The sequence below is a fragment of the Paraburkholderia sp. SIMBA_053 genome (assembly GCF_046534895.1).
Taxonomy (GTDB): domain Bacteria; phylum Pseudomonadota; class Gammaproteobacteria; order Burkholderiales; family Burkholderiaceae; genus Paraburkholderia; species Paraburkholderia caledonica.
In genome coordinates, this window is the sequence record NZ_JAWRXU010000001.1 from 1,049,091 (window position 1) to 1,075,012 (window position 25,922).

25 protein-coding genes are annotated in these 25,922 nt (G+C 62.6%); 5 read left to right on the forward strand and 20 right to left on the reverse strand.

What is annotated here, in order from left to right:
• Positions 1 to 3: 3 nt before the first annotated feature.
• On the reverse strand, positions 4 to 846 hold the full coding sequence (locus SB753_RS04755; protein WP_410799231.1) for an alpha/beta hydrolase: 843 nt from the start codon (positions 844 to 846) through the stop codon (positions 4 to 6).
• 186 nt (positions 847 to 1,032) lie between these two features.
• Positions 1,033 to 1,809, reverse strand: a complete 777-nt coding sequence (locus SB753_RS04760; protein ID WP_410799232.1) for an NAD(P)H-dependent oxidoreductase — start codon at positions 1,807 to 1,809, stop codon at positions 1,033 to 1,035.
• Between the two features lie 75 nt (positions 1,810 to 1,884).
• Here SB753_RS04760 and SB753_RS04765 point away from each other — a divergent pair, with 75 nt between their 5' ends.
• Positions 1,885 to 2,793, forward strand: coding sequence for a LysR family transcriptional regulator (locus SB753_RS04765; protein ID WP_410799234.1), 909 nt, complete (start codon positions 1,885 to 1,887; stop codon positions 2,791 to 2,793).
• Positions 2,794 to 2,831: 38 nt separating this feature from the next.
• Here SB753_RS04765 and SB753_RS04770 read toward each other — a convergent pair whose 3' ends face one another.
• Positions 2,832 to 3,707: an aldo/keto reductase family oxidoreductase gene (locus tag SB753_RS04770; RefSeq protein WP_410799235.1), complete on the reverse strand. Its 876-nt coding sequence runs from the start codon at positions 3,705 to 3,707 to the stop codon at positions 2,832 to 2,834.
• A 102-nt stretch (positions 3,708 to 3,809) separates the two neighbouring features.
• On the opposite strand from SB753_RS04770, the gene SB753_RS04775 reads away from it, so the two are divergent.
• Together SB753_RS04775 and SB753_RS04780 are read left to right on the forward strand one after the other, a co-directional pair.
• Positions 3,810 to 4,706 carry a LysR family transcriptional regulator gene (locus SB753_RS04775; RefSeq protein WP_410799237.1) on the forward strand — a complete coding sequence of 299 codons (897 nt, stop codon included), beginning with the start codon at positions 3,810 to 3,812 and terminating at the stop codon, positions 4,704 to 4,706.
• A gap of 103 nt (positions 4,707 to 4,809) precedes the next feature.
• Positions 4,810 to 6,039, forward strand: a complete 1,230-nt coding sequence (locus tag SB753_RS04780; protein ID WP_410799238.1) for a sensor histidine kinase — start codon at positions 4,810 to 4,812, stop codon at positions 6,037 to 6,039.
• 22 nt (positions 6,040 to 6,061) lie between these two features.
• On the opposite strand, the gene SB753_RS04785 is transcribed toward SB753_RS04780, so the two are convergent.
• Both SB753_RS04785 and SB753_RS04790 read right to left on the reverse strand, forming a co-directional pair.
• The gene (locus SB753_RS04785) at positions 6,062 to 6,358 is read right to left on the reverse strand and encodes a hypothetical protein (RefSeq protein WP_410799240.1); all 297 of its coding nucleotides are present in this window, start codon (positions 6,356 to 6,358) and stop codon (positions 6,062 to 6,064) included.
• A 144-nt stretch (positions 6,359 to 6,502) separates the two neighbouring features.
• Positions 6,503 to 7,621 carry a hypothetical protein gene (locus SB753_RS04790; protein WP_410799242.1) on the reverse strand — a complete coding sequence of 373 codons (1,119 nt, stop codon included), beginning with the start codon at positions 7,619 to 7,621 and terminating at the stop codon, positions 6,503 to 6,505.
• Positions 7,622 to 8,138: 517 nt separating this feature from the next.
• On the opposite strand from SB753_RS04790, the gene SB753_RS04795 reads away from it, so the two are divergent.
• The gene (locus SB753_RS04795) at positions 8,139 to 8,516 is read left to right on the forward strand and encodes a DUF2917 domain-containing protein (RefSeq protein WP_410799244.1); all 378 of its coding nucleotides are present in this window, start codon (positions 8,139 to 8,141) and stop codon (positions 8,514 to 8,516) included.
• 115 nt (positions 8,517 to 8,631) lie between these two features.
• Here SB753_RS04795 and SB753_RS04800 read toward each other — a convergent pair whose 3' ends face one another.
• The 9 genes from SB753_RS04800 to SB753_RS04840 all read right to left on the reverse strand — a co-directional run bounded on the left by SB753_RS04800 (position 8,632) and on the right by SB753_RS04840 (position 18,024).
• Positions 8,632 to 9,228, reverse strand: a complete 597-nt coding sequence (locus SB753_RS04800) for a hypothetical protein (RefSeq protein WP_020066531.1) — start codon at positions 9,226 to 9,228, stop codon at positions 8,632 to 8,634.
• Positions 9,229 to 9,488: 260 nt separating this feature from the next.
• The gene (pcaF, locus tag SB753_RS04805) at positions 9,489 to 10,691 is read right to left on the reverse strand and encodes a 3-oxoadipyl-CoA thiolase (RefSeq protein ID WP_020066533.1); all 1,203 of its coding nucleotides are present in this window, start codon (positions 10,689 to 10,691) and stop codon (positions 9,489 to 9,491) included.
• A gap of 394 nt (positions 10,692 to 11,085) precedes the next feature.
• Positions 11,086 to 12,066, reverse strand: a complete 981-nt coding sequence (gene denD, locus SB753_RS04810) for a D-erythronate dehydrogenase (protein WP_408162817.1) — start codon at positions 12,064 to 12,066, stop codon at positions 11,086 to 11,088.
• Between the two features lie 29 nt (positions 12,067 to 12,095).
• The gene (gene otnI / locus SB753_RS04815) at positions 12,096 to 12,881 is read right to left on the reverse strand and encodes a 2-oxo-tetronate isomerase (RefSeq protein ID WP_410799246.1); all 786 of its coding nucleotides are present in this window, start codon (positions 12,879 to 12,881) and stop codon (positions 12,096 to 12,098) included.
• A 78-nt stretch (positions 12,882 to 12,959) separates the two neighbouring features.
• Positions 12,960 to 14,294: an MFS transporter gene (locus tag SB753_RS04820; RefSeq protein ID WP_020066536.1), complete on the reverse strand. Its 1,335-nt coding sequence runs from the start codon at positions 14,292 to 14,294 to the stop codon at positions 12,960 to 12,962.
• 65 nt (positions 14,295 to 14,359) lie between these two features.
• Positions 14,360 to 15,022, reverse strand: a complete 663-nt coding sequence (locus SB753_RS04825; protein ID WP_410799248.1) for an aldolase — start codon at positions 15,020 to 15,022, stop codon at positions 14,360 to 14,362.
• A complete protein-coding gene (otnK, locus tag SB753_RS04830) occupies positions 15,019 to 16,329 on the reverse strand; it encodes a 3-oxo-tetronate kinase (RefSeq protein ID WP_410799250.1) in 1,311 nt (436 codons plus the stop codon). Before otnK ends, SB753_RS04825 begins: the two co-directional genes overlap by 4 nt.
• Positions 16,330 to 16,342: 13 nt before the next feature.
• Positions 16,343 to 17,233 carry an L-threonate dehydrogenase gene (gene ltnD, locus SB753_RS04835; RefSeq protein WP_410799252.1) on the reverse strand — a complete coding sequence of 297 codons (891 nt, stop codon included), beginning with the start codon at positions 17,231 to 17,233 and terminating at the stop codon, positions 16,343 to 16,345.
• A gap of 86 nt (positions 17,234 to 17,319) precedes the next feature.
• Complete coding sequence (locus SB753_RS04840; protein ID WP_020066540.1) at positions 17,320 to 18,024, reverse strand: FadR/GntR family transcriptional regulator; 705 nt, start codon at positions 18,022 to 18,024, stop codon at positions 17,320 to 17,322.
• 217 nt (positions 18,025 to 18,241) lie between these two features.
• Between SB753_RS04840 and SB753_RS04845 the strand changes: the two genes are divergently transcribed.
• Positions 18,242 to 19,066, forward strand: a complete 825-nt coding sequence (locus SB753_RS04845) for an IclR family transcriptional regulator (RefSeq protein ID WP_020066541.1) — start codon at positions 18,242 to 18,244, stop codon at positions 19,064 to 19,066.
• 59 nt (positions 19,067 to 19,125) lie between these two features.
• Here the strand turns inward: SB753_RS04845 and SB753_RS04850 are convergent, their stop codons facing one another.
• The 6 genes from SB753_RS04850 to manD all read right to left on the reverse strand — a co-directional run bounded on the left by SB753_RS04850 (position 19,126) and on the right by manD (position 25,741).
• A complete protein-coding gene (locus SB753_RS04850) occupies positions 19,126 to 20,316 on the reverse strand; it encodes a M20 aminoacylase family protein (RefSeq protein WP_410799254.1) in 1,191 nt (396 codons plus the stop codon).
• Positions 20,317 to 20,413: 97 nt separating this feature from the next.
• Positions 20,414 to 20,965, reverse strand: coding sequence for a phosphonate metabolism protein/1,5-bisphosphokinase (PRPP-forming) PhnN (gene phnN, locus SB753_RS04855; protein WP_310066338.1), 552 nt, complete (start codon positions 20,963 to 20,965; stop codon positions 20,414 to 20,416).
• A gap of 80 nt (positions 20,966 to 21,045) precedes the next feature.
• The gene (locus SB753_RS04860) at positions 21,046 to 21,879 is read right to left on the reverse strand and encodes a GntR family transcriptional regulator (protein WP_020066544.1); all 834 of its coding nucleotides are present in this window, start codon (positions 21,877 to 21,879) and stop codon (positions 21,046 to 21,048) included.
• A gap of 104 nt (positions 21,880 to 21,983) precedes the next feature.
• Entirely contained in the window at positions 21,984 to 23,276 is a 1,293-nt protein-coding gene (locus SB753_RS04865; protein ID WP_410799256.1) for an MFS transporter, read from the reverse strand.
• A gap of 104 nt (positions 23,277 to 23,380) precedes the next feature.
• A complete protein-coding gene (locus SB753_RS04870) occupies positions 23,381 to 24,427 on the reverse strand; it encodes an L-idonate 5-dehydrogenase (protein ID WP_410799257.1) in 1,047 nt (348 codons plus the stop codon).
• A 105-nt stretch (positions 24,428 to 24,532) separates the two neighbouring features.
• Positions 24,533 to 25,741, reverse strand: coding sequence for a D-mannonate dehydratase ManD (manD, locus tag SB753_RS04875; RefSeq protein WP_131318228.1), 1,209 nt, complete (start codon positions 25,739 to 25,741; stop codon positions 24,533 to 24,535).
• Positions 25,742 to 25,922 lie beyond the last annotated feature (181 nt).

A 25,922-nucleotide genomic window follows, 5' to 3' on the forward strand; every position in this document is an offset into this window, starting at 1 on the left:
GCGTCAGGCTATCGTGGTACCGCCGTTGCGCCTGAAGGTAGTTGCAAAGAACTGCACCTGATACTGCACCGCGTTGGCCCAGTACTTCCACGTGTGGCCGCCCGGCCGCTCCGCATAATGATGCGGCACGCCCAGTTCGATGAGCCGCGCATGCAGCATCCGGTTCGACTGCACGAGTGAATCGTTCATTCCGCAGTCGATCATCAGCGCAATATGCGCGCTCGCAAAGCTGCGCGCATGCTCGACGATAGGCTCGTCGTTCCAGAAGTCCGCATGCCTCGCAGGATCGCCGAACACCTGGTCGATGCCCGGTTCATCTTCGCAACCGCGCGGATCCACCGCGCCGCTCATGCTTCCCGCCGCCCCGAACTCGTCTGGCCGATCCAGCGCAATGTGAAGCGCGCCGAACCCGCCCATGCTCAAGCCGGTGATCGCGCGCCCTTCTTTCGTTGCAATGGTGCGGAAATGCATGTCGATGTACGCCACAACCTCGGTACCGACGTAAGTCGTGTAACGGCTGCGCGAGTCGACCGGACTGTCGATATACCAGCTTTCGCGGCCGCCATCAGGCATCACGAGTATCACGTGGTAATGGTCGGCGAGTTTGCCGATGGGCGAATTGGCGGTCCAGTCGGTGTAGTCGCCGCCCGAGCCGTGCAACAGATAGACGACCGGAAAGCGGTCAGCCGCGTTGCCGCGCCCATAGCTGTCGGGCAGTACGACTGTCGCTTCCAGCGACTTGTGCATGGCCGCGCTCGGAATCGTCACGACACGGGACTGAAAGGCCCACGCCGGAGCGGCGACAAGCATCATCACGATCAGCCAGCAAAGACGCGCCTTACTCATGTTGTCGCTCTCCCTTTCTATGTGTCCGGGAACCCAGCGGGCATACCAACGACGCAAGCCATACGGGGCGGCAATATCCAGCGACGACTCTAGCAACGGCGACTTACAGCCAAATTTCAGTAAACCCTAAGATTGGTATCACGCGATGCGCAGCGCATGCTTTCGAAGCATGCGTGCGCAATGCAACTATTTGACGTGGACACCGAAGCCCTCGCGACCGGGCGCAATGTCGTCCTTCAACGTAAGCTCAGGAATCCGATAATCGCCGCCGTTCTGCGCGCGGAAGGATATCGGCGCCGTGTTCCAGAGATTGTCGAGGCGCTCGCCGAGCGCGTTGCGCACTTCGACATATTTCTGTTCGTCGATGCGGCTCGTGCGATGCACCACGAACGGCGGCAGTACATCGAAGCCGGGGTAATACAGTATGCCGTGCTGGATCGGGAACAACAGGTCGTCGATCGGACCGTTGATGCCGCGCGGACTATAGTGCGATTCCCATCCGCCCGTCGTGACTACGAGCATCGCGCGTTTCCCGGCGAAGTTTCCCTCGCCGTAGCGGTCGCCCCAGCGCGCGTCCGAGTGCTCGCCCACGCCGTATGCCAAGCCGTATGCGTAGACCCGCTCTACCCAGCCCTTCATGATCGCGGGCATTGAAAACCACCACAGCGGAAATTGCAGAATCACCGCGTCTGCCCATTTGAGCTTTGCCTGCTCCGCTGCGATGTCCGCGCTTTGCAGTCCGTTTTCGAACGCATATTTCGACGCGCGTGAAGGATCGAAGCGATCGCCGGTTGTGTGAGCGACGCTATCGCCTGCATCCAGCGCCGCCTTCCAGTTCATCGCATACAGATCGGAAACCTGAACAGCGTGCCCCGCGTCGCGCAGGCGCTTGACGGAAAACTCCTTCAGCGATCCATTCAGCGACCGTGGCTCTGGATGAGCATAAACAATGAGAACGTTCATTTGCGCTTGCCTCTTTCATGTCTGGAAGAACACACAATAGGCGTCGCCGCGGTATATTAGAAATGAATTGCTGATATGACAGGTATTATCGTGAATAATCTCCGCAAGCTGGACCTGAACCTTCTCGTGACGCTCGACGTTTTGCTGGCAGAGCTGAACGTCACGCGCGCGGCTGAGCGGCTGAATTTTTCGCAACCTTCCGTGAGCGTGCATCTGGCCAAGCTTCGCGATCTGCTGGGCGATCCCCTGCTGCTGCCTGGCCCGCGCGGCATGCGTGCGACGGCCCGTGCCGAGGCGCTGCGCGAGCCGTTGCGGCAAGCGCTGGAGGCATTAGAGCAAGCCGTGGCGCCCGCGCGTCCGTTCGACCCGGCGCAGGCTGCCCACACCTGGCGCGTTGCCGCGACGGACTACGCGGAATCGACCATCGTCTTGCCGGCGTTGCTGGGCCTGCGCGCGGCGGCGCCAGGCACACGGCTCGCCATAGTGGAGGCGGCGCCGCCCCGCATCGCGAGACAGGCCGAACAGGGCGAGATCGACCTCGGCTTTCACACGAGCGAAGGAGCGCCCGCCGGTTTGCGACGAAGAGTGCTGTTCGCCGAGCGTTACGTGCTCGCCGGCCGCGCCGGTCACCCGCGCCTGAAACGGCGGCCGACACTCGCGCAATTCTCGAAGTTCGAGCACGTGATCGTGTCGCCCGACGGCGGCGGATTCGCCGGCGCGACCGACGAAGCGCTCGCCAAAGCCGGCCTCTCGCGCAGAGTCGTGCTCTCGGTGCCGCACTTTCTGTTCATGATTTCCGCGCTTGCCCACACCGACCTCGTGGCGATGGTGCCCGAGCGGCTGGTCCGCGACAACGCTGCACTATGCGTGGTCCAGCCGCCCGTCGAGGTGCCGGGCTACGAAATGGCGATGCTGTGGCACGAACGGTCGCATCGGGATCCGGCTCACCAGTGGCTGCGAGCGCATATTGCAGATTCCGTTTGAAGCGACGCGGCCTTAACACGTGACGTTGACACGTTGCGTTAAGCGTTGGCGCGGCCAATGGCATCCAGTTTCGCGAGTATTTCGTCGTTCAGCTCGATTTGTGCGGCGTGCAGGTTCTCGCGCAAATGCCCGACGGACGACGTGCCCGGGATCAGCAGGATATTGGGCGCGCGCTGCAGCAGCCATGCGAGCGCCACTTGCATTGGCGTTGCGCCGATCGTTGCCGCGATGTCGGTCAGCGCGGACGACTGGATCGGCGTAAAGCCGCCTAAAGGAAAGAACGGTACATAAGCAATGCCCTTGGCCGCCAGTTCGTCGATCAGCGCGTCGTCGGCGCGGTGCACCAGGTTGTAGTGGTTCTGCACGCAGACGATGTTAACGATGCGCTGTGCTTCGGCAATCTGCGCCGGCGTGGCGTTGCTCAGGCCGATATGCCGGATCAGGCCGCGCTGTTGAAGTTCGGCGAGCGCGGTGATCTGCTTTTCGACCGATCCTTCGCTCGGCGCGTGTACGTCGCCCATCATCCGCATATTCACCACTTCGAGCGCGTCGAGCCCCAGGTTGCGCAGATTGTCGTGTACGCCACGCTCGAGATCCTCCGGCTCCTGCGCCGGCAGCCAACCGCCGTCGCTGTCCCGTACCGCGCCGAGCTTCGTGACGATCACGAGATCGTCGGCATACGGATGCAGCGCCTCGCGAATCAGCTGGTTGGTGATATGCGGGCCGTAAAAATTGCTGGTGTCGATGTGATTGACGCCGCTAGCCACCGCTTCACGCAGCACGGCGATTGCGGCGTCGCGGTCTTTCGGCGGCCCGAACACGCCGGGTCCCGCGAGTTGCATCGCGCCATAGCCCATGCGTCGCACCTCGCGGCCGCCGAGCAAAAATGTCTTTGTCATATCGAGGTTTGTCATGGTGCTCTCCTGTCTTTGTAGGTGAGCCCAGTATGGCGGGGATTGCACCGTTTAATAAAGCGGGCTAACGTGCACGGGTTGTTCAATTTTGTGAACAGTGACATGGAACTAAACGACCTCACCGCTTTCATTTCAGTCGCGCGCGCGGGCGGCTTCCGCGACGCCGCGCGCACGAGCGGCGTTTCCGCGTCGAGCTTGAGCATTGCCGTGCGCCGCCTCGAAACGAAGCTCGGTCTGCGCCTGTTGAACCGTACGACCCGCAGTGTCGCGCCCACCGAAGCCGGCCTGCGTCTGCTCGAAAAACTGACGCCGCTCTTCAGCGAAATGGAAGCGGCGCTCGACGTGCTCAACGTGTTTCGCGACCGGCCGAGCGGCACGCTCAAACTGAACGTGCCGGCGAGCGCGGCGCGCATGGGATTGCCCGGTGTGATAGCGCCGTTTCTAAAGGCCTATCCGGACATACGGGTGGAAGTGGTCGTCGAAGACGGCTTTGTCGACGTGCTTTCCATTGGCTGCGACGCGGGCATCCGTTACGACGAGCGGCTCGAGCAGGACATGATCGCGGTGCCGATCGGCCCGCGCGTGGAACGCGTCGCCACCGCCGCCGCGCCGGAGTATTTGGAGGCACGCGGACGCCCGCAGCATCCGCGCGACCTCCTTAAGCATGCTTGCCTGCGCGTCCAGTTTGCCGGCGGCGCGACGCCGACGTGGATCTTCGAGCGCGACGACGAAGTGGTGCAACTGAATCCGTCGGGACCGTTGCTCGTGCGTCCCGGCGCAGCGCTCGACCTCGTGATCAGCGCAGCGCTCGCGGGCGTGGGCGTAATTCACCTGTTCGAAGACATGCTGAAGCCGCACCTCGACAGCGGCGCATTGCAGCCTGTTCTCGAACCTTGGTGGCAAAGCTTCTCGGGGCCCTTTCTCTACTATCCCGGACACCGTCACGTGCCCGCGCCCTTACGTGCGTTCGTCGATTTTTTGAAGGACCGCAACGGTTGAGTGGACGGGGCCGCAAATTCGACGCCGCGCGGGCGATTTGCTGTGATAATGGGCTGCCGCCACCGGAGCGCACGCACATTTTCGAACTCAGATCCACCGCACCATGAAGAACGACACACGCGTTAGCCCCCTGCGCAACTTCGCCGAATTCGTTCGCGCCGAGCGGGTTCGTTTGACCGAACAATGGATGAACGCAGTTTTTGGCGACGTCGATCTGGTGGAAGCCGATAAGCTCACGTATCAGCAACTCGCCGATCACCTCCCCGAAATTCTCGACGGCCTGTGCGCGGCGCTGGAGGTCGACGATCTGGAACACGTCGAAACGGAGATCGAACGCGACGCGCGCAAGCACGGCATAGTGCGCTGGCGTCAAGGCTACCGGATCGAAGAACTGGTGCGCGAACTGGATCTGTTCCACCTGGTTCTCGCCGATGTACTCGACGAGTACGCGACGCGCGACAACGGATTCACCCGCAGCCACGAAAAGCGCGCGCGCCGCCTGATTGCAGAAGCGCTGAGCATGGTCACGCTTGCGTCGATCAAGGAAGTGGTCAGCGAACGCGACCGCAAGATCGACGAATACACCGGTCGGCTGGAGCGCGCCAATCACGAATTGACGCTGAAACAGGGGCTCGTCAGCGAGTTGTACGAGTCGCGCATGCACATCACGCGCAGTGTCGTGCACGATTTGCGCAACTTCCTGAATTCGTTCTCAATGGCGCTGCAGCTAATCGCTCGCGTACCCGCCAAGGCCGACACCGCGTTGCAGCTAGCGAACCGGCAGGCGGCGGACATGAAGGCGCTTGTCGAGCAGATGGTCGAGTACTCGGTCATTCTCGGCGACGGTACGCCGCTCACGCTCGAACAGGTCGATCTGCATGAACTCTACGAGGAGCTTGTGGCGTCGTCGCGGCCGTCCATCGAAGAGAAGGGGCTGACGCTGCGCGCGGCGTTCGATCCGGCGCTGCCCGCCGTCACGTCGAACCGACTGAAGATCAAGCAGATCGCCGTCAACCTGCTCACCAATGCGACCAAATACACCAAGTCGGGTCAGGTCGAGCTGTACTTCCTGACGGCCGGTCCGCAGCACTGGTCGATCCGCGTGTCGGACACCGGCGTGGGCATCGCGCCCGCCGATGCCGACCGGGTGTTTGCCGAATTCGAACGCGCCGCCGGCGAGGAAATTCCCGGCACCGGGTTGGGTCTCGCCATCGTCAAGGAACTGTGCCGCGTGCTCGACGGGCACATCGACTTCGCGTCACGCGAAGGCGTGGGCACCACCTTCACGATCCGCTTTCCGTTGACGCTCGCGGAACCGGAAGAAGAGGCGTAACAGCAGACGCGGCAGACAGCGATCATCGTGTCGCTGCGCTGCTGGTCATGCGCGGGCATGCGCTCATTGCGCCATCGCCGTTGTTCAACCCATGCATCACAACCTCTGAAGATGTCCCGTCGCGGCGCGCCAGTTCCGCTAGATCGAGCAAGGCGGCGTAGCGCGCGGGGCAATCCGCAGACGGAACGAGTTCAGGAAGTTCGCGCGGCAACTCCGGATTTGCCATGAACCTCTGCACGGCGATCACCAGCGCGGTCGCCACGATGATCGTCGCCCATACGCTTGCTTTGCGAACCGTGGATGCATCCGAGACCTGCAAGCGCCGCCGGCGTGACGCGGCAACACGTTGCTCGTCTGCGTTCGCGCTGCCCGGCGGCATCCTTCGTGTGACTTTGACGCGGCTCGGCCGACGGGCGCGGCTGGCTAGAGTAAAGCGCATTCTTAATGGCATGGCGTTCGCTCTTCACGCCCAGTGCGCCGGTACATACACATTGCCGACCCAATGGCCCGGCACCCAGACTGCCGGACGCGGCGCGGGCGCAAGATAAACGCGGCGCGGCGCTACGTAGACAACCGGCGGCGGCGCATAGACCACTGGCGGAGCGACATAAGCAACGGGCTTCGGCGCGATCGCGACAGCCGGCGGGGGCGGCGGCGGTGCATACACCACGGGCTTCGGTGTCACGACGACAGCCGGCGCAGGCGGCGGTGCATAAACCACGGGCGGCGGCGCCACTACGACAGCGGGCGCGGGCGGCGGCGGCGCGACATAGACAACCGGCTTGGGTGCAACGACGACGGCCGGCGGCGGATACACCACCGGTTTCGGCGCGACGACGACCGTCGTGCCGCCCGTCGCCACAACGCCCGTGCTCACCACGGTTCCACTCGAACTCACCGTATTGCCGTGCGTGCCGGTCACGCTGGTGGACGTCGTCACTACGCCGGGCGCTACCCTCGTCGCCGTGCCGGAATGTGCGACCGTGTTTCCATCCGATCCAGTGACCGTTCCCGAACGCGAGCATGAAGAACCGGCGCAGCTGGTCGACGCCGAGTGATCTACCGTATCGCCGTTGGAGCGCGTCACCGATCCCGACGACGAGTACTGCCCAGCGCCCGTCTTCGTTACTTCGCCGGAGGTGGTCGCCGTCTTGCCATCCGGTCCGGTGAGCGCGCCCGTGTGCGAACACGTGCCGCCCGCGCAACTGGTGTCGCCAGAGTGCTGCACCGAGTTTCCGTAGCGGCCCGTCGCAGTGCCCGAATTCGAAAACTGACCGGGCGAATTGCGGGTGACCGTGCCGGTGTTGGTCGCAGCACCGCCATAAGGTCCGACGACACCGCCAGCATGCGAGCAGCTGCCGCCGCCGCACGAGCCATAGTGGCCTTCGCTATAGACGCCGCGCGACGTGTAGGCGGTTCCGTGCTGCGACCACGCGAATGCCGACGCGCTGCCCAGTGCGAGCATTGCCGTTGTCGCAGTCAGCGCGAGCTTGCGCAGTGTGCGGCGAGCGGAAGGCGAAAAAGAAGTGACGGCCGCAGATGAAGCGCCGCTGACCGGGACTGCGAACGAATGAGTTTTCACGGGTATGTCCTTCGTGGAATCAGGCCACGTCGTGCGACTGCTGCTGCTGCGCTGTGTGGCGATGAACGGACTATAGGAGGACGCGCCGTGGCAGTCAGCAGTGAAGATATGTCACGCTGTTTCAGCGCGAAAGAAGCCCTCTGGGCAAGGCTTCGCGAGCATTTTGCAGAGGCGGTGACATACGCCGACATACTTTGCATCGGCGAAAACGCATCGTGCCGCATGGCTATCCGGGCGACCAGGCGACGAGGCGGCTGCAGTGTGGCTACGGGAAATAGCGGCCGATTTCCGTTGACAACGTGTGCGGCAAAACGGCACACTCAGTTCATGTTGACGCACATCTCCATCGCCGTAGCGATTAATCACCCGAAGCGAGCCATCATCGGCTGGCCTATGGGAGCATGTTTGCGTTAGCAGTCTGAATCTGCAAAGCAAGACCCCAAGGCCCCGCCGGTAACGGAAGGGGCCTTTTGTTTTGTGGGCGCCTCTGTCGGCCGGCTCCAAACCGGAGAGCAAGATGGATCAGGCAAGCCCGCAGTGCATGGAAGACGACGCACATCGTTATGCGTATTACCAGGACGAGCGTCTACCGAAGGTGGTCGTGCATTTCCCGGTCGTGCCAGGCGCCACGCTGACATGGCGTATCGAGGCGGACAGCACGCTTACGGTGAAGGGGGCGCGCCTTTGGCTGACCCGCATCAGTTCTCCGTACGATCACTGGATCGCGCCGGGTCAAACGTTCACCCTGCAGCGCGGCGAACGCATATGGCTCAGCGCTGACGGCGAACGAACAGCGCATGTCTCGCTGAGCTCCGCGCTGCCCGCGAAAGGCATTCTCGCGCGCTGGCTCGGCCGGCTCGCCGGTTTGAGCCTGGGGCCGCCGAGCCCGCGCTGAAATGCGTTGTCAGGCTCCGCGCATGTCGCGTGAACTCGCTGCATGCGCAGCACGAGCCTGAAAAAACAACGGCGCGATGGCCTGAAGGCCCTCGCGCCGCGCAACGACATACGCTTCATTGAGGCGTGCTTTGCGCTGCGTCTTGCGGCGTAACTTGTACAGCTGCGGCCGAAACGAATACCGCGTGAATCGTGTCGCCCACCTTCACGTCTGCAAGATCGACTTGCGGACCGACTTCGAGCGTTTGGGTCTGATACGCGCCGCGCAGAGTGACAAGGCGCCGCTTGCGATCGATCTTTTGCACGGTGGCAAGCACTTCGACCTGACGCGCCGATTCGAAGCCGCCCGACGCAGGTGTGTAGACCTGCGTATCGACGCGTTCACGAATGCCCTTGCCTTTTCCTGTCACTCGCTCGGCCTTGACCAGCAGCGCGTTTTTATACAGCGCATCCACGTGGTCGCCCACCTTCAGTTTTTCGAAACCGGCGACTTGCTGGCCCACGAGCACGATCACAACGTTGCCGTTCGCCCCCTGCAGCGTGAGCGAGCGGCTGCCAGGATCGATGCCCACGATGGTGGCCTTCATATGCACAGGCTGCACGGCACTGACGACACCTTGCGCGGCGCTCGCCAAGGGCTCTTGCGCCCACGCCGGCTGAGCCGCGGCGAGCACCGCTGCCGTCAATGCTGCTCCTATCGTCGCTGCATTCATTTACGCTCTCCTTGAAAAATCGTCCCGGCTATGTTGCCCATTTCGCATAATGTCCAATGGGAAATATTCAGGACGCTTGACTAAAGATGTAGCGCAACGATTGTACATGCCTTACAGGAAGCTTCAATTGCGAGGCGGTACGACGCTTGCAAACGCGCGACGCAAAAAGAAACAGCCTCTTCGCGGCAGCGAAGAGGCTGTTTGGTAACGCGAAGCGCCACATACGCACACACGCGCACGCACGCACGCGCGCTAGACCATCACACGCGTTCGATTGCGATTGCGATGCCCTGCCCCACGCCGATACACATCGTGCACAGTGCGAAGCGTCCCTGCGTGCGTTGCAGCTGGTACATCGCGGTCGTCACGAGGCGCGCGCCGCTCATGCCGAGCGGATGACCCAGCGCGATTGCGCCGCCGTTCGGGTTCACGCGTGCGTCGTCGTCTGCCACGCCGAGCGTGCGCAGCACCGCAATACCTTGAGAAGCAAACGCCTCGTTCAACTCGATCACGTCGAACTGATCGATGGTCATGTTCAGGCGCGCCATCAATTTTTGTGCGGCGGGCGCCGGGCCCATGCCCATTATGCGCGGCGCGACACCCGCCGTCGCGATGCCGAGAACGCGGGCTCGCGGCGTGAGGCCGAACCGCTTGGCCGTCTCTTCGTTGGCCAGCAGCAGCGCCGCTGCGCCGTCGTTGACGCCCGATGCGTTGCCTGCCGTTACCGTGCCGTCCGGGCGCACCACGCCCTTCAGTTTCGCGAGCGTTTCCAGGCTCGTCTCACGCGGATGCTCGTCTTGCGACACGGTGATCGGATCACCCTTCTTCTGGGCGATCGTCACGCCGACGATTTCCTGCGCAAGCGTGCCGTCCTTCTGCGCGCGCGCGGCTTTCTGCTGACTGCGAAGTGCGAACGCATCCTGATCGGCGCGGCTGATGTTGTAGTCGGTCGCGACGTTTTCGCCGGTCTCCGGCATCGAGTCGACGCCGTACATCTGCTTCATCAACGGATTGACGAAACGCCAGCCGATGGTCGTGTCGTAGATGTCTGCCTGGCGCGAAAACGCGCTCGTTGCCTTGCCCATGACAAACGGTGCGCGGCTCATGCTCTCGACGCCGCCTGCCACCATCAACGCGGCCTCGCCGGACTTGATTGCGCGCGCGGCGATCCCGACCGCGTCCATGCCGGAGCCGCACAGGCGGTTCACGGTCGAGCCCGGCACGTCTTTAGGCAGCCCTGCGAGCAGCAGCGACATGCGCGCTACGTTGCGGTTGTCTTCGCCAGCCTGATTCGCGCAGCCGTAGATGACGTCGTCGATGACGCTCCAGTCGACGTTCTTGTTGCGCTCCATCAGCGCCTTCAGCGGCACCGCGCCCAGATCGTCTGCGCGAACCGACGACAGCGAGCCCGCATAGCGGCCGATGGGGGTGCGAATCGCGTCGCACAGGAATGCTTCGGTCATGTCATGTCTCCAGTGATGTGCTGCGCGCGCCGTGCCGTCAGCATGAATGCGTGGCGCGGGCGGATGCGTCGAGCATCGGCCGGGCGGCTGCCGGGCAGCCGTCGCGTGAATTCAGCTTAGCGCAGGATGGTGAACGATGCGTTCGAGTTGCCAGCCGTTTTGTTCTTTGTGCGAACATACGGTCATATATCGAACAACAAGGCTCGATAATAGGCGCGTGGCGGAAACGCTGTCAAGCGCGCTCCGCCCGTCATCAGGGAATACGTGAGAGGCGTCAGCCGCGCCGGGCAAGCGTCTGACAATTGATGCGCCCGCGCCGCCGCCGCGCTGCGGGGCCGCAACGCGAGGTCCGGCGGGCGCTTTAGTGACCTTCTAATGGACCTTCAGCGAAACTTCAGCGAACCTTCACGCCCTCGTCCGCGATATAGGCGCGGATCACGTCGGCAAAGGTCTGCTCGCCGCGCAGGCCCAGTTGTTCGGCGCGCGATGTGTCCCAACGTCCCGGCCAGCTACCGACAATTTTTTCGATGCGCGCGTCCGGCTGCCAGACGATCCGCTTCGCGACCTCGTCGCCAGCCACTTCGCGCAGCGCCGCCACCATCTCGTCGACGCTCACGGAGATGCCCGGCAGATTCAGCACTCGTTGATTGCCCAGCGCGGCGGCATCGAGTTCGAGCCCGGCGATCAGGCACTCGATCGCTTTGCGCGGCGACAGCAGCCACAGCCGCGTGGCGCCGTTGACGGGGCACACAGCCTCTTCGCCGTTCAACGGCTCGCGGATGATGCCGCTCGCAAATGACGACGCCGCCGCATTCGGCTTGCCGGGCCGCACGCTGATCGTGGGCAGCCGCAGCACGCGTCCGTCGACGAAACCGCGCCGCGAATAGTCGTTGAGGAGCAACTCGGCAATTGCCTTTTGCGCGCCGTACGACGATTGGGGATTCAGCGCAGTATCGTTCTGCACGATGTCGGGCAAGTCGCCGCCGTACACCGCGACCGAACTCGTGAACACCACGCGCGGCCGGTGTCCGCGTTCGCGGGAAACGTCGAGTAGCAGCCGCGACGCGTCGAGATTGATGCGCATGCCGAGATCGAAGTCGGCTTCCGCCTGACCGCTCACGATCGCGGCAAGGTGAAAGATCGCCGCGGTGTTGCTGTCGATTGCACGCTCGAGCACGCTGCGCTCCGCGATATCGCCCACTTCGGTGCGCACGCGGCTGTCGCCGAAATCGTTCGCTTGCACGACGTCGAGCAAGACGAGTTCGGTGATCGCTTGCGGCGCGCCTTGCGCGTCGCTCAACGAACCGCGCGAGAGCAGTTCGCGCGCAAGGCGTTGGCCGAGAAATCCCGCGCCGCCGGTTATCAGTACTTTCATGATTGGCTAGTGTCCTCGTTATATTGTGATCAAGCGGCGTTCAGATACGGTTTGAGCCAGCCGAGTCCCGCGGAAGTCGCGGCGCGCGGCCGGTATTCGCAGCCGATGTAGCCGTCGTAGCCGAGTGAGTCGATGACGTCGAAGAGATACGGATAATTGATCTCGCCCGTATCCGGCTCGTGCCGCTCCGGTACACCTGCAACCTGAATGTGACCGATGCCCGCGTGATCGCGCTTGAGCTTCACCGCGAGATCGCCTTCCACGATCTGGCAGTGGTAACAGTCGAACTGCACCTTGAGATTCGGCTCGCCGACTTCCGCACAGATTGCTTGCGCCTCGTCCTGCCGGTTCAGGAAAAAGCCCGGCATGTCGCGTGTATTGATCGGTTCGATCACAATCATGATGCCCTCGGTTTGCGCGGCCTTCGCGGCGTACGCGAGGTTTTGCAGATACACCTCGCGATGCCGCTCCCGCGGCTGATCTGCGCCGATCAGGCCCGCCATCACATGTAGCTTGCGGTTGCCGATGACACGCGCGTAGTCGAGAGCCGTTTCGATGCTGCGGCGGAACTCGTCTTCACGTCCGGGCAGCGTTGCGATGCCGCGCTCGCCGCTCGCCCAGTCGCCCGGCGGCGCGTTGAAGAGCGCTTGTGTCAGACCGTTGGCGTCGAGCCGCGCCTTGATCTCCGCGGCGCGAAAATCGTACGGAAACAGAAACTCGACCGCTTTGAAACCGTCTTTTGCGGCAGCAGCGAAACGGTCCAGAAAAGCGTGCTCGTTGTACATCATCGACAGATTGGCGGCGAAGCGAGGCATGGCGGCAACTCCTTTGAAGCTGTGTTCAGCGCGCGGCAACCGAAGCTGGAGCAGCAACGTAGGCGCCGCGCGGCGCTTTTAGCGATTGACCAGTCTGGCCGGCGTGAGCCACGTAGCGATCGCGCCGATCACCAGCATGCCGGCCAGCACATACATGCCGGTCTGCGTGCTGTGCGTGAGATCCTTCAGATAGCCGATCATGTAGGGACTCGCGAAACCCGCGAGATTACCGATCGAATTGATGATCGCGATGCCGGCCGCTGCGGTCGCGCCCGACATGAATGCCGTCGGCAGCGACCAGAAGAGCGGCGCGCAAGTCAGCACGCCGGCAGCGGCGAGCGACAGAAACGCGATGGACACCACCGTGTTGCTCGCGAACGAAGCCGCGACCGTGAAGCCCACGGCGCCGAACAACGCCGGCACGATCAGATGCCAGCGGCGCTCACGGCGCTTGTCCGCGCTATGTCCCATCAGATTCATCACGACGATCGCGCAGACAAACGGAATCGCGCTCAGCAGACCGATGTTGAATGCGCCGCTCACGCCCGTGGATTTGACGAGCGTCGGCATCCAGAACGTCAGGCCGTATTGCCCGGTGACGAACGCGAAGTAGATGAGCGACATCCACCATGTACGCGGATCGCGAAACACCGCGCGCAGCGAATGAGCGTTTGCTTTTTCCTTCGGCTGCGATGCGGCGATTTCATCGGTCAACAGGCGCTTTTCGCTTTCGCTCAGCCACTTTGCGCTCGCAATTCCGTTGTCGAGATACAGGATCGTGGCGATACCGATCGCCACCGCCGGAATTGCTTCGATCAGGAACATCCATTGCCAGCCCTGGAGACCCGAGCTGTGATGGAACGCCTGCATGATCCAGCCTGACAGCGGATTGCCGAAGATGCCCGACACCGGAATCGCCGACATGAACACCGCAATGATCTTTGCACGCCGATGCGACGGAAACCAGTAAGTCAGATACAGGATCACGCCCGGATAAAAACCTGCTTCGGCGAGACCAAGTAGAAAGCGCAGGATGTAGAACTGGGTCGGCGTCTTCACGAACACGAATAGCGCTGACATGACACCCCAGGTAATCATGATCCGTGCGATCCAGATGCGCGCGCCGAGCTTGTGCATCAGAATGTTGCTCGGCAATTCAAACAGGAAGTAGCCGATAAAGAACACGCCTGCACCGAGGCCGAATACCGTTTCGCTGAACGCGAGGTCTTGCGACATTTGCAGCTTTGCAAAGCCGACGTTCACGCGATCCAGATACGCGACCACGTAGCAAAGCATCAAGAATGGCACGATGCGCCAGAACACTTTCTTATATGTACGCTCGACTTCCGCGGCGCCGGGTTGACCCGCGGCCGCCGCGAACGGCTGGCTGGATACGGCCTGATACGAACTCATGCAATGTCTCCTGGGATGGTTGTATAACGCGTCGCCTTGGGCGATCTGATTGATGTGAGCGGTTGCTACCAGCGCGCGCCGAACGCGCTGCGCAGTTCTTCGAGCGACGCTTCGTCGAGCGGCGCCGGTCGAGGATTTGTCATGAGCCACAAACGCGCGGTCTCTTCGAGTTCTTCAAGTGCATATGACGCATGCGCGACCGAACGTTCCCAGACCACTGGGCCTAGACGCTCGAGCAGCACCGCGCGAACGCTATCGGCGAGCGCGGCGATCTGCGCGGCCACTTGCGGATCGCCGGGCCGGCGGTAACCAATCAGCGGCACGTGGCCCACTTTCATCACGTAGTACGGCGTGATCGGCGGCAGTACGTCGGCCTCACTCCACACGCCCGCGAGCGTCAGTGCGACCAGATGCGTCGAATGCGTATGCACGATGCCGCGCGTTTCGCCGTTGCGCGCATAGATGCCGCGATGCAGCGCGAGCGTTTTCGACGGCTTGCCGCCCGACACCGCATTGCCGTCGAAGTCGACCTTGGCGATGTCGGCCGGATCGAGCCGACCGAGGCACGCATCGGTCGGCGTGATCAGCCAGCCGTCATCGAGCCGCGCGCTGATGTTGCCTGCGCTGCCGACCGTATAGCCTCGTTGATAAAGACTCGCGCCAGTCACGCATATTTCCTCGCGTACGCGCGCTTCGTTCGTGGCGTGGACTGCGGGCGCGTTGCTCATTGCGCGGCTCCGTTCAGATGACGCAGCGCTTTTTCGAAGAAATCCGTCGTGCCGAAGTTGCCGGATTTCAGTGCCAGCGCGAGCGGTTGCGCGCCCACGGTTGCCGTCGCCGGAACGCCGGGATCGATCTGCGCGCCGATGCGCAACGTGCGGACATTCAGCGCCTGCACGACCGCGCCCGAGGTCTCGCCGCCCGCCACGACGAACTTGTGCACACCGCGCTCGTGCAAGCCGCGGGCAATCGCCGCCAACGTCGATTCGACCAGATGTCCTGCCCGGTCCACACCGAGTTCGCGTTGCACCGCTTTCACTTCGTCGGGCGTGGCGGTCGCGTAGATGAGCATGGGCTCGGCTTTGTCGAGATATGTTTGCGCGAAGGCCAGCGCCTGTTCGACAACCGCTTCGCCGCGCGCAGCAGCAAGCGGGTCGATGCGAAACGCAGGCCGTGTTTCGCGCCAGGCGGCGACTTGCGCATTGGTCGCTTTCGACGCGCTGCCGGCGAGCACTGCGGACGTTCCTTCGACGTGGGGCAGTTGCGCGGCATCAGCTTGCGAATCGAGCAGGCCCGCGCGACGGAAGTTACCCGGCAAGCCCAACGCAATACCGGAGCCGCCTGTGATCAATGTCAGATCGGCGCACGCTTCGCCAAGCACGTATAGGTCGGCGTCGGAGACCGCGTCGGCAATTGCCATGCGCACGCCCTGGTTACGCAATGCGTCGAACGATTCGCGCACGGCCGATACACCTTGGGCCACCGCGTCGTAACGCACGAGCCCAACTTTCGATTGCGTCTGACGTTGCAACACGCGCACGAGGTTGGCGTCGCGCATCGGCGTGAGCGGATGGTTCTCCATGCCCGACTCGTTGAGCAACGTATCGCCCACAAAGAGATGACCGCGAAAAATGGTGCGGCCGTTCTCGGGGAACGCGGGGCAGGCAATCGTGAAAGCACTGGCAGAACCTTGCGCGGATAGCGCATCCAGCAACGCATCCGTCACCGGCCCAATGTTGCCTGCGTCAGTCGAATCGAAGGTCGAGCAATATTTGAAAACGAACTGGCGGCAGCCCTGGGCGCGCAGCCAGTCGAGGGCGGCAAGCGATTGCGCGACTGCGTCAGCTGCGGGGATCGTGCGCGACTTCAGCGCGACCACGAGCGCGTCGGCTTCGATCGTTTCTCCCTTCTCCGGCACGCCGATGGTTTGCACCGTGCGCATTCCGCCGCGCACCAGCATGTTGGCGAGGTCGGTTGCGCCGGTGAAATCGTCGGCGATACAGCCGAGCAGCGCGCGTTGTGTCGTAGCGGTCATGACGCGCTCCTGTTCACTTTGCCGCCGGCACGTCGATGCCGGGGAAAATCTTGATGACCGCGGAGTCGTCTTCGCCGCCGTGACCGGCTGTGGACGCCATCATGAACATCTGATGCGCCGCCGCCGATAGCGGCAGCGGAAATTTCGAACGGCGCGCGGTATCGAGCACGAGGCCGAGATCCTTGACGAAGATGTCGACGGCCGACAGCGGCGTGTAATCGCCGTTGAGTATGTGCGGTACGCGGTTCTCGAACATCCACGAATTGCCGGCGCTGTGCGTGATCACGTCGTAAAGTGCGTCCGGATCGACGCCTTCGCGCAGGCCGAGCGCCATCGCCTCCGCGGCCACGGCGATATGCACGCCGGCCAGCAACTGGTTGATGATCTTGACCTTCGATCCCGCGCCATGCGCGGAGCCCAGGCGATAAACCTTGCCCGCCATCGTGGCAAGCACGTCCTCACAGGCCGCGTAAGCGGCGGCGGGACCGGACGTCATCATCGTCATCTCGCCCGATGCGGCGCGCGCCGCCCCGCCCGAGACCGGCGCATCGAGCATCTGCAAACCTGCTGCCTCGATGCGCTTGCCAAGTTCGATTGCGAAGTCGGGCGCGACCGTCGCGCTCGCGATCACGACGCCGCCCGGCTTCATCGCCGCGACCGCGCCCTGCTCGCCGAACAACACCGCCTCGGTTTGCGCGGCGTTCACGACCAGTGTGATGACCACGTCACATTGCGCACCGAGTTCGGCTGGCGACGCACATCCCACGCCGCCTTCTTTCACGAACGCCTGCAGGACTTCGCTGCGCAGATCGCACGCGTGGACCCGCAAGCCCGCACGCAGCAACGAACGCGCGACGCCCAAACCCATTGCACCGAGACCGATGACACCGACATTTCTGGACATGCTGCACCTCTATGGAATCTGTTACGCGCTTGTGGGAATTGCATCGCGTGCGCCGACTTCGCAACACTCGCCGGCGTATCTCGGCATCAGCGAATGCCCGCTTCCGCGAGCCGCCTTGCCGCGTTGTACATGTGCGTTTGCGCCGCGTTGCGCGCGGCCATGGGATCGCCGGCACGAATTGCGGCTGCAATGGCCGCGTGCTCTTCGCGCACCTGACGCGAGAAGTCTTCGCGCAGTGCTTCGTTGCGGCGCGTGACAACCGTGCCGGCTTCGAGATACTGATTCAGGAACGTCAGCGTCTTGAGGAAATACGGATTGCCGGTTGCTCCCGCAATCGCGCGATGAAACGCGACGTCTTCGGTCACGCCGTCCTCGCCTTCCGCGACGGCTTCGTCGATCTTCGCGAGGGCCGCGTCGATGGACATCATGTCGGCGTCGGTGCGACGCATCGCGGCCTCGGATGCGACTTCCGCTTCAATCGCCCGCCGCAGCGCGAGAATCTGTACGACCGACCCCGGCTCGACCGCTTCGGCGTAGTCGATACGCAGCGGCCGGATCGCGCCGTGCGCCGCGATGAAGACGCCGCTGCCCTGGCGCGGCTCGACCACACCTTCGTTCTTCAGCCGCGAAATCGCCTCGCGGATCACCGTGCGGCTCACGCCGAATTGCTGCGCGAGCACGGCCTCGGTGGGCAGCTTGCCGCCGCGTGCGAAGGTGCCCTTGTCGATCTGCTTGAGAAGCTGCTGCGCGACGGTGTCGCTCAATGCGCGGGCTGGAATCTTGTCGAACATCGAATCTCTCGATTGTCATGTCATCGGGTCATCATACAAATTTTCGATGCCGGTTACATCCACGCAAACCCTGGGTTTTTTGTCCGAAGACCCGTGAAGTTGGCGAAACAGAAGGCTTAAGCTATCGTCACGCCTTTGCGCACCGTCGCGACCATCGAGTCACCGCGGACGGTATCCAAGCCTTACGAACGCACGTTTCGCACACATTTCCAGGTCCATGAGCAAAGCCCCGCCGCCGTCCCCCGACGTTTCCGCCAGCGCCGAACCGGCCCCGGACAAACCGGGCGACTCGTACGTGCAGTCGTTTGCGCGCGGCCTCGCGGTGATTCGCGCGTTCGACGCGACGCGCCCCGAGCAGACGCTTACCGACGTCGCCGCTGCCACGGGCCTCACGCGCGCGGGTGCGCGGCGCATCCTGCTGACATTGCAGACGCTCGGCTACGTCGAAGCCGAGGGCCGCCTGTTTCGGCTGACGCCGAAAATTCTCGACCTCGGGTTCGCGTACCTGACGTCGATGCCGTTCTGGAATCTGGCTGAGCCAGTCATGGAAGAATTGTCCGCACAGGTGCACGAAAGCTGCTCGGCGGCCGTGCTAGACCGCACGGAGATCGTCTACGTGTTGCGCGTGCCGACTCACAAGATAATGACGATCAACCTGTCGATCGGCAGCCGCCTGCCGGCGTATTGCACGTCGATGGGCCGCGTGCTGCTCTCCGCACTCGACGACGAGACGCTCGAAACCACGCTGAATTCGTCGCCGCTTTACGCCCACACGCCGCGCACGGTAACGGACAAAGAAGAGCTGAAGAAACTGATCGCGCAGGTGCGCCGCCAAGGATGGGCGATTGTCGATCAGGAACTGGAAGGCGGTTTGATTTCGCTGTCGGCGCCTATCCGCAATCGGCAGGGACGCGTGATCGCGGCAATGAATATCAGCGGCAACGCGCAACGCAATTCGGCCAGGCAGATGGTCAAGGCGTTTCTCGAGCCGCTGCAGCAGGCTGCGCAAACCGTATCGGAGATGGTGGCAAGGCGTGGTTGAATCAGCGGCAGTTTTGCCACCGCTGTTCGAATGTTCACGCCCCGCGCCCGCAACTGTGGTCAGCGGGTGAGGTACCGCTCCACCAGCCGCGTCCAGAATGCCGCACCAACCGGCAGGTTCTGATCGTTGAAGTCGTAATGCGGGTTGTGCACCATGCAGCCGTCCTCGCCCACTCCGTTGCCGATGCGTAGAAACGTGCCCGGCCGCTTCTGCAGCATGAAAGCGAAGTCCTCGCTACCCATCAGTATGTCGGTCTGCGCAACGACCTTGTCGTCGCCTACCAGTTCGCGCGCCACTTCTACCGCGAAATCTGTTTCGTCATCCGAATTAACGACGACCGGATAACCTTCGATATATTCGACGACGGCCTTGCCGCCATAACTCGCGGCCTGCGTTTGCGCGAGTTCGGTAATGCGCTTTTTAAGCAACGCACGCACTTCAGGGCTGAACGAACGCACGCTCAGTTCGAGCCTCGCCGTGCTCGCGATCACGTTGTTTGCCGTACCCGCATGCATCGAGCCGACTGTCACGACCGCAGGTTGCGACGGATCGACGTTACGCGCAACGATGGTCTGCAACGCCATGACGATGCTTGCCGCCACCACCACCGGATCGACCGTCAGATGCGGGCGCGCCGCGTGGCCGCCCACGCCTTCTACCGTGATGATCGCCTTGTCGCCCGCCGACATGAACGGCCCCTTGCGGAACAGCAGCACGCCCGGTTCCGCGCCTGGATGATTGTGCAGACCGAACACGGCGTCGCATGGAAAGCGCTCGAACAGGCCGTCTTCGATCATTTTCTTCGCGCCGCTGTCGATGCCGCTTTCTTCGGCCGGCTGAAAGTACAAGTGCACCGTGCCCGAGAAATTGCGCGTGGCGGCGAGACGTTGCGCGGCACCGAGCAGGATTGTCGTGTGGCCGTCGTGGCCGCACGCATGCATCTTGCCGTGCGTGCCGCTCGCGTAAGGCAGACCGGTTTGCTCGATGATCGGCAGCGCGTCCATGTCGGCGCGAATGCCGATGCTGCGCTTGCCGTCGCCTACTTTGAGCGTGCCGACCACACCGGTTTGACCGACACCGCGCGTGACCTGCCAGCCCCATTCCTCGAGCTTCCCGGCGACGAGCGCGCCGGTTTGCAACTCCTCGTAGGCAAGTTCGGGATGGTGATGAATGTGATGGCGAATTTCGCGCAGGCTTTCGGCGGCAGGGATCAGATCGGCTACTTCGGTGTAACGCGCGCTTTCGCTCATTTGCAAGAGACTCCGTGAAGTGAAGCTGTATGAAAGCGGATGCCAAGGCAGCAGTAAGACTGCCGCCTGCTTACCGCTGACGCAGCGAAGGCGAGAACTATAGCCCGGCTTTAGCCTCGAGGAATGCGATCAGCGCCTGACCGGCCTCTTCCAGCTCGCCTGAATTGTCGATTGATTTGCAGCGAACGCCGTCGGGCAAAGAAAAAGGAGCGTGCCGTGCGAGCCGCGCGGCTACTTGCTCCGCCGATTCCCGCGCCCGCGCACCGAGACGCGCTTCGAGAATATGAGGCGCAGCGTCCACATGCACGACTTCGGTACGAGGATAGCGCGCAAGCGCATGATGCAAGTACTGGCGCGAGCCATTGACGACTACCGTGCAACCGCGCGCGAGCCATGCGTCGAGTTCGATACCCACGCCATAGCGCAGCGAATGACTGGACCATTCGAGCGCGAAGAGACCCAGCAATGAACGAGCGGCGAATTCCTCGACGCTTAACGCGATATGTTCTTCGCCGTTGCCGCTTGGCCGCGTAATGTAACGATGCGCGAAGAGAATCGGCTCGCCCGCAAGGCGCTTGCGAGCGAAACCCAGCAACGCGTCTTTACCCGCGCCGGACGGCCCCATCACATAGACCAGGCGACCTGTCATTGGCCCCTCACCTCGTGGCATTGAAACGGCACACTTTGCCACAACGCGACGCTTTGCGGGACCCGCTCAGCGCGACGTTTTCACGTGGAAAGCGGCACGCGCTCCGGTTCGTCGGTCTCGAACCAGGCGGGGTTACGCGCGGCGATGGGACCGAGCGACACGAGGATTTCACGCAGGTGGCTGCGCATGGCGTCTTCGGCGGCGATGGGATCGTGTGCGCGCAAACCGGCCAGGATCTTCGCGTGTTGCTTGATCAGCAGATCGAGGGGCGACACGTCCGGCAAACTCAAGTAGCGCACGCGATCCATTTGCGCCTTGATGTCCTGAATGGTTTCCCACGCGGCAGTGCAGTCTATCGCCTGCGAAATCGCGTAGTGGAACGCTTCGTCGAGCGCGAGGAACGCGGCCGTGTCATTCGATTTTGCCGCGAGCTTCTGTTCGCGCAGATTGTCGGCGAGCGCCTGCAATTGCTCATCGGTAATCGACACTGCTGCTTTGCGCACTACCGCCGTCTCGATCGCTTCGCGGATAAAGCGCCCTTCGCGCACCTGGCGCGGAGAGATGCGCTTCACGAAGGTGCCGCGTTGCGGCAGGACCTGCAGCACGCCCGCTTCGACCAGTTTGATGAATGCCTCGCGCACTGGTTGCCGCGACACCTGGAACATGTCCGACACTTCCTTCTCCGAGAGCGGCGTGCCGGGTACCATCTGGCCGACGAAAATGGCCTGTCGCAAAGCGCGGAAGATCTGCTTGCCGATGGGCTCGTGCGAATCGAACGATACGTTCTCGGTTAGATCTGGCAGTGGGACATGCACGCCAGCCTGCGCGCCCGCACGACGCCGCGCACGGGGTTCAGCGAGCGTGGCGTTCGCTCCAATGGGCGGCTTGCTGGCGGAGAGATTCCTGGTCGACATTTTGCAAACTACGAAAGAGCATCGAGTGGATGGCTGCCTCGGCGCATCGGTGCCTGGCCGTTACTAAATGCACGGTGATGCACCCTGCGAAGCTGTGCACCATACTACCATGCACGTTCGACCGCCAGCGTGCTTGCGCGCGGCTCGCGAATCCACACGAGGGAGCACACCGCGCCGAGTACCGCGATCCCTCCCGCCAGCACGAATGCGCTGCCATACGCGCCGTGGGTCGCCTGAACGATGAAGCCGGTGACAGCCGGCCCGATCACGCCCGCAAGATTCGCCAGCAGATGCACGAAGCCGCCGACGCCGCCCACGTGTTCACGCGGAACCGTGTCCTGAATGACGGCCCAATAAACGGCGCCCGTCACATACAGGAAGAAGATGGACACCGACATCAGCGCAACCGCGCTTTCCGTGCTGGCGACGCGGCCCGCCAGTGCAACGCACACCGCCGCCGCGCCAAGACATGTCCCCAGTACGATCTTGCGCGACAACAGCGGCTTGCCCGTCAAACGCAGAATCAGGTCAGAGATAAAGCCGCCGGCCGCGAGGCCGATGCTGCCGAGCACCCATGGAATCACCGTGGCGATGCTCATGTCATGCAGGCTCAGGTGGTGCGCCTCGGTCAGATAGGTAGGAAACCACGAGAGAAAGAAAAACAGCACGTAGTTGTACGAGAAGAAGGCAAAGGCAGTTGCGAGAATAATCGGCTTGCGCAGAAAGTGACCGAGGCCGAGCTTCGAGCCGTCGGCGGAATGCGCGAGCGCGTGTTCATCGGCCTGGCCGGCGAGAATCAATTGCATCTCGTCGCTTGTGACGCGCGGATTCTGTTGCGGATGCTCGGTCGTGGTCGCGGCCCAAAAGACGAGCCATAGCAGCCCGAGTAACATGATCGCGACGAACGCCCAACGCCAGCCGAACTGAACCGCCATGAAACCCACCACCGGGCCCGCCAGCGCGCCGCCGAGCGGCGTGCCGGAACTGATCACGCCGATCGCGCTCGCCACTTCCTTGCGAGGAAACCAGTTGTTGACCATCTTGCTGTTCGACGAGCTGAACGGCCCCTCGCCCATGCCGAACAGCACACGCAACACGATCAGCGAACCGATGCCGGTCGCGAGCGCCGTGGCGCCGCAGAACAAAGACCAGACGCCCATTGCAGTGCCGAACACGCGTTTCGCGCCGACCTTGTCCGACAGCACGCCGCCAACGAAATTGAACAACGCATAGCCCACGAAGAAACTGCTGAACACAACGCCCATTTGCGCGTGCGAAAAGTTCAGGTCTTTCTGAATGAGCGGCGCGGCGATAGATAGTGCCGAGCGGTCGAGATAATTGATAACGCCCGCCAGAAAGAGCAGTGCGACAACAAACCAGCGTTGACTCTTTATCATGCGATGTCTCCTTCATTGCGCCTCTTGACGGGCGTTGGAACGGCTTGTGAATGTGTTGCGCCCATCGAGGAACGTGTCTGCAACGCGCCTGCGGGCGTGCGGGTTCAGTCGAAATTCAGATGTACTTTCATGGACTGCGAGCGGTCCAGAGCGACCTCGAATGCCTGGTTTGCATCGCTCATCGCAAATGCGTGCGTCATTAGCGGACGCAGGTCGACCTTGCCCGATGCGATTTCATCGGCGGCAATCGCATATTCGTCGGTGAAGCGAAACGAACCTTGATAGCGAAGCTCCTTCGACATCACAAGATTGGCCGCAACCGGCGACTGTCCAGCAGGCAAATTGCCGACCTGGATTACCGTGCCGCCCGCACGCGCTGACCGCAAAGCCGTTTCGAGTCCCGCGGGACTGCCGGACGCTTCGATCACCACGTCGAACGTGCCGCGCTGTGCAGACCATTGCTCGATCGTCGCGCTGTCGGCGGCATTGACCGTCTGGTCCGCGCCCAGTTGAGCGGCAACCTGCAAAGCCCGGCTCGACAGATCGACGGCGACGACCCGATGTGCGCCTGCACGCCGCGCCACCGAAAGCAGGATGCAGCCGATCGGGCCGCAGCCGATCAACAGCACGCTTGCGCCGACCAGCGAGCCTGCCCGTTTCACCGCATGCAGCGCGACGGCGAGCGGCTCGGCCATCGACGCCTGCGCGAAGTCGACGCTGTTCGCGACCGGAATGCACTGGCGCGCCGCCACGACAATGTACTGGCGGAACATGCCCTGCGTGTGAGGAAACGTGGACGCGCTGCCCATGAAGCGTATGTTCAGACAATGATTAGGCATCCCTACCGTACAGTACTTGCATGTTCCGCATGCGAGCCCTGGGTTCACGGCGACGCGCTGACCCGGCACGAGGCGTGCATCGACGCTCACGCCTTCACCTAGCGAATCGATTTCGCCCGCCACTTCGTGCCCGAGCACGAACGGCTCGCGCACCGCGAAATCGCCGCTCTTGCCCTTGAAGTAATACGAGAGATCGGAGCCGCAAATACCGCCGGCGCGAACGCGCACTCGCACCTGACCGGGGCCCGGCTCCGGCGGATCGACTTCGTCGATGCGAATCAGTTTGGGTTCGTGAAGCACGGCTGCAAGCATGGTGGACTCCGGTATGACAGATGCGCGAATTCGATTAATTCGATTAAGCGCGGCAAAAAGGCGGGGTAAATAAGACCTCAGCGACGGCGCTGCATCACTCGTTGGTCACCAGTTCCATAGCGTGCCGTCCTCGAGACGTGCAACGGGCAAATAAGCCGGATCGTAGGGGAACCGCGCAGCGGCGGCTTCGTCGATGTCGACTCCATGACCCGGTGCATCGCCCGGATGCATCATGCCGTGGTCGAAGCGCCATGCATGAGGGAACACTTCGAGCGCCTCTTCGGGAAAGCCCATATATTCCTGCACGCCGAAGTTCGGCACCCACAGGTCGAAATGCAGCGCCGCACCCATGCAGACCGGCGAGAGATCCGACGGCCCATGACAGCCCGTGCGCACCTGGTAGAGCGAAGCAAAATCGGCAATGCGCCGAAGATGCGTAATGCCGCCCGCGTGCGTCAACGTCGCGCGGATATAGTCGATCAGTTGCTCCTCGATCAACTGCTTGCAGTCCCAGATACTGTTGAACACTTCGCCGACCGCAATGGGCGTGACCGTATGCTCACGTATCAGCCGGAAGCCGGCCTGGTTCTCGGCGGGCGTGGGGTCTTCCATCCAGAACAGACGATACGGCTCAACGGATTTGCCAAGGCGCGCCGCCTCGATCGGCGTCAGGCGATGGTGCACGTCGTGCAGCAGATGCGTGTCGAAGCCGAACTTGTCGCGCACCGCTTCGAAGAGTTTCGGCACGAAGTCGAGATACTTTTCCGACGACCAGCTTTGCTCTTCAACAGCGCCCTTCGTCGCCGGCTCGTACATGCCGCTGCCTTTCGATACGCCATATACCGAGCGCATGTTCGGCACACCGCATTGGATGCGAATCGCCTGATAGCCGGCCTCGATGTGCTCGGCGTAACGGTCGAGCGCTTCTGGAATGTCCCGACCCGTGGCGTGTCCGTACACCATCACGCCTTCGCGCGATGCCCCGCCGAGCAGCTTGTACAGCGGCATCCCCGTGACCTTGCCGAGAATGTCCCATAGCGCCATGTCGACCGCGGCGATGGCCGTCATCGTGACTGGACCGCGGCGCCAGTACGCGCCTTTGTACAGATACTGCCAGGTGTCTTCGATACGGCCCGGGTCGCGGCCGATCAGTAGCGGACAAACGTGATCTTTCAGATACGAGGCAACCGCCAGTTCGCGACCGTTGAGCGTGGCGTCGCCGATACCGTGCACGCCTTCATCGGTGACGATCTTGAGCGTGACGAAGTTGCGGCCGGGGCACGTGACGATCACATCGGCGCGAACGATTTTCATGTTTCCTTCCTTGCTTCAATCAGGTCTGGCGTGACACCGAACGCGAGCTTGACACTGAATTCACGGCTGCGGTGTCATGGCGCTTTCAACGAAGCATGCGACTGCATATCCGGCTTCAGCCTGCTTGCCTCGAATCGTTTGAACGATGCTACCATACAAGTATATTTACACGTCAAATCAG

Excerpts from the sequence above, each read along its gene's own strand:
- ltnD (WP_410799252.1), bottom strand. The coding sequence starts at position 17,233 with ATGTCCAGAAATGTCGGTGTCATCGGTCTCGGTGCAATGGGTTTGGGC.
- SB753_RS04865 (WP_410799256.1), bottom strand. The coding sequence starts at position 23,276 with ATGATAAAGAGTCAACGCTGGTTTGTTGTCGCACTGCTCTTTCTGGCG.
- SB753_RS04825 (WP_410799248.1), bottom strand. The coding sequence starts at position 15,022 with ATGAGCAACGCGCCCGCAGTCCACGCCACGAACGAAGCGCGCGTACGC.
- otnI (WP_410799246.1), bottom strand. The coding sequence starts at position 12,881 with ATGCCTCGCTTCGCCGCCAATCTGTCGATGATGTACAACGAGCACGCT.
- SB753_RS04775 (WP_410799237.1), top strand. The coding sequence starts at position 3,810 with ATGGAACTAAACGACCTCACCGCTTTCATTTCAGTCGCGCGCGCGGGC.
- otnK (WP_410799250.1), bottom strand. The coding sequence starts at position 16,329 with ATGACCGCTACGACACAACGCGCGCTGCTCGGCTGTATCGCCGACGAT.
- manD (WP_131318228.1), bottom strand. The coding sequence starts at position 25,741 with ATGAAAATCGTTCGCGCCGATGTGATCGTCACGTGCCCCGGCCGCAAC.
- SB753_RS04870 (WP_410799257.1), bottom strand. The coding sequence starts at position 24,427 with ATGCTTGCAGCCGTGCTTCACGAACCCAAACTGATTCGCATCGACGAA.
- denD (WP_408162817.1), bottom strand. The coding sequence starts at position 12,066 with ATGAAAGTACTGATAACCGGCGGCGCGGGATTTCTCGGCCAACGCCTT.
- SB753_RS04860 (WP_020066544.1), bottom strand. The coding sequence starts at position 21,879 with ATGTCGACCAGGAATCTCTCCGCCAGCAAGCCGCCCATTGGAGCGAAC.
- SB753_RS04840 (WP_020066540.1), bottom strand. The coding sequence starts at position 18,024 with ATGTTCGACAAGATTCCAGCCCGCGCATTGAGCGACACCGTCGCGCAG.
- SB753_RS04850 (WP_410799254.1), bottom strand. The coding sequence starts at position 20,316 with ATGAGCGAAAGCGCGCGTTACACCGAAGTAGCCGATCTGATCCCTGCC.
- SB753_RS04795 (WP_410799244.1), top strand. The coding sequence starts at position 8,139 with ATGGATCAGGCAAGCCCGCAGTGCATGGAAGACGACGCACATCGTTAT.
- phnN (WP_310066338.1), bottom strand. The coding sequence starts at position 20,965 with ATGACAGGTCGCCTGGTCTATGTGATGGGGCCGTCCGGCGCGGGTAAA.
- SB753_RS04770 (WP_410799235.1), bottom strand. The coding sequence starts at position 3,707 with ATGACAAACCTCGATATGACAAAGACATTTTTGCTCGGCGGCCGCGAG.
- SB753_RS04820 (WP_020066536.1), bottom strand. The coding sequence starts at position 14,294 with ATGAGTTCGTATCAGGCCGTATCCAGCCAGCCGTTCGCGGCGGCCGCG.
- pcaF (WP_020066533.1), bottom strand. The coding sequence starts at position 10,691 with ATGACCGAAGCATTCCTGTGCGACGCGATTCGCACCCCCATCGGCCGC.
- SB753_RS04760 (WP_410799232.1), bottom strand. The coding sequence starts at position 1,809 with ATGAACGTTCTCATTGTTTATGCTCATCCAGAGCCACGGTCGCTGAAT.
- SB753_RS04780 (WP_410799238.1), top strand. The coding sequence starts at position 4,810 with ATGAAGAACGACACACGCGTTAGCCCCCTGCGCAACTTCGCCGAATTC.
- SB753_RS04755 (WP_410799231.1), bottom strand. The coding sequence starts at position 846 with ATGAGTAAGGCGCGTCTTTGCTGGCTGATCGTGATGATGCTTGTCGCC.
- SB753_RS04765 (WP_410799234.1), top strand. The coding sequence starts at position 1,885 with ATGACAGGTATTATCGTGAATAATCTCCGCAAGCTGGACCTGAACCTT.
- SB753_RS04845 (WP_020066541.1), top strand. The coding sequence starts at position 18,242 with ATGAGCAAAGCCCCGCCGCCGTCCCCCGACGTTTCCGCCAGCGCCGAA.
- SB753_RS04800 (WP_020066531.1), bottom strand. The coding sequence starts at position 9,228 with ATGAATGCAGCGACGATAGGAGCAGCATTGACGGCAGCGGTGCTCGCC.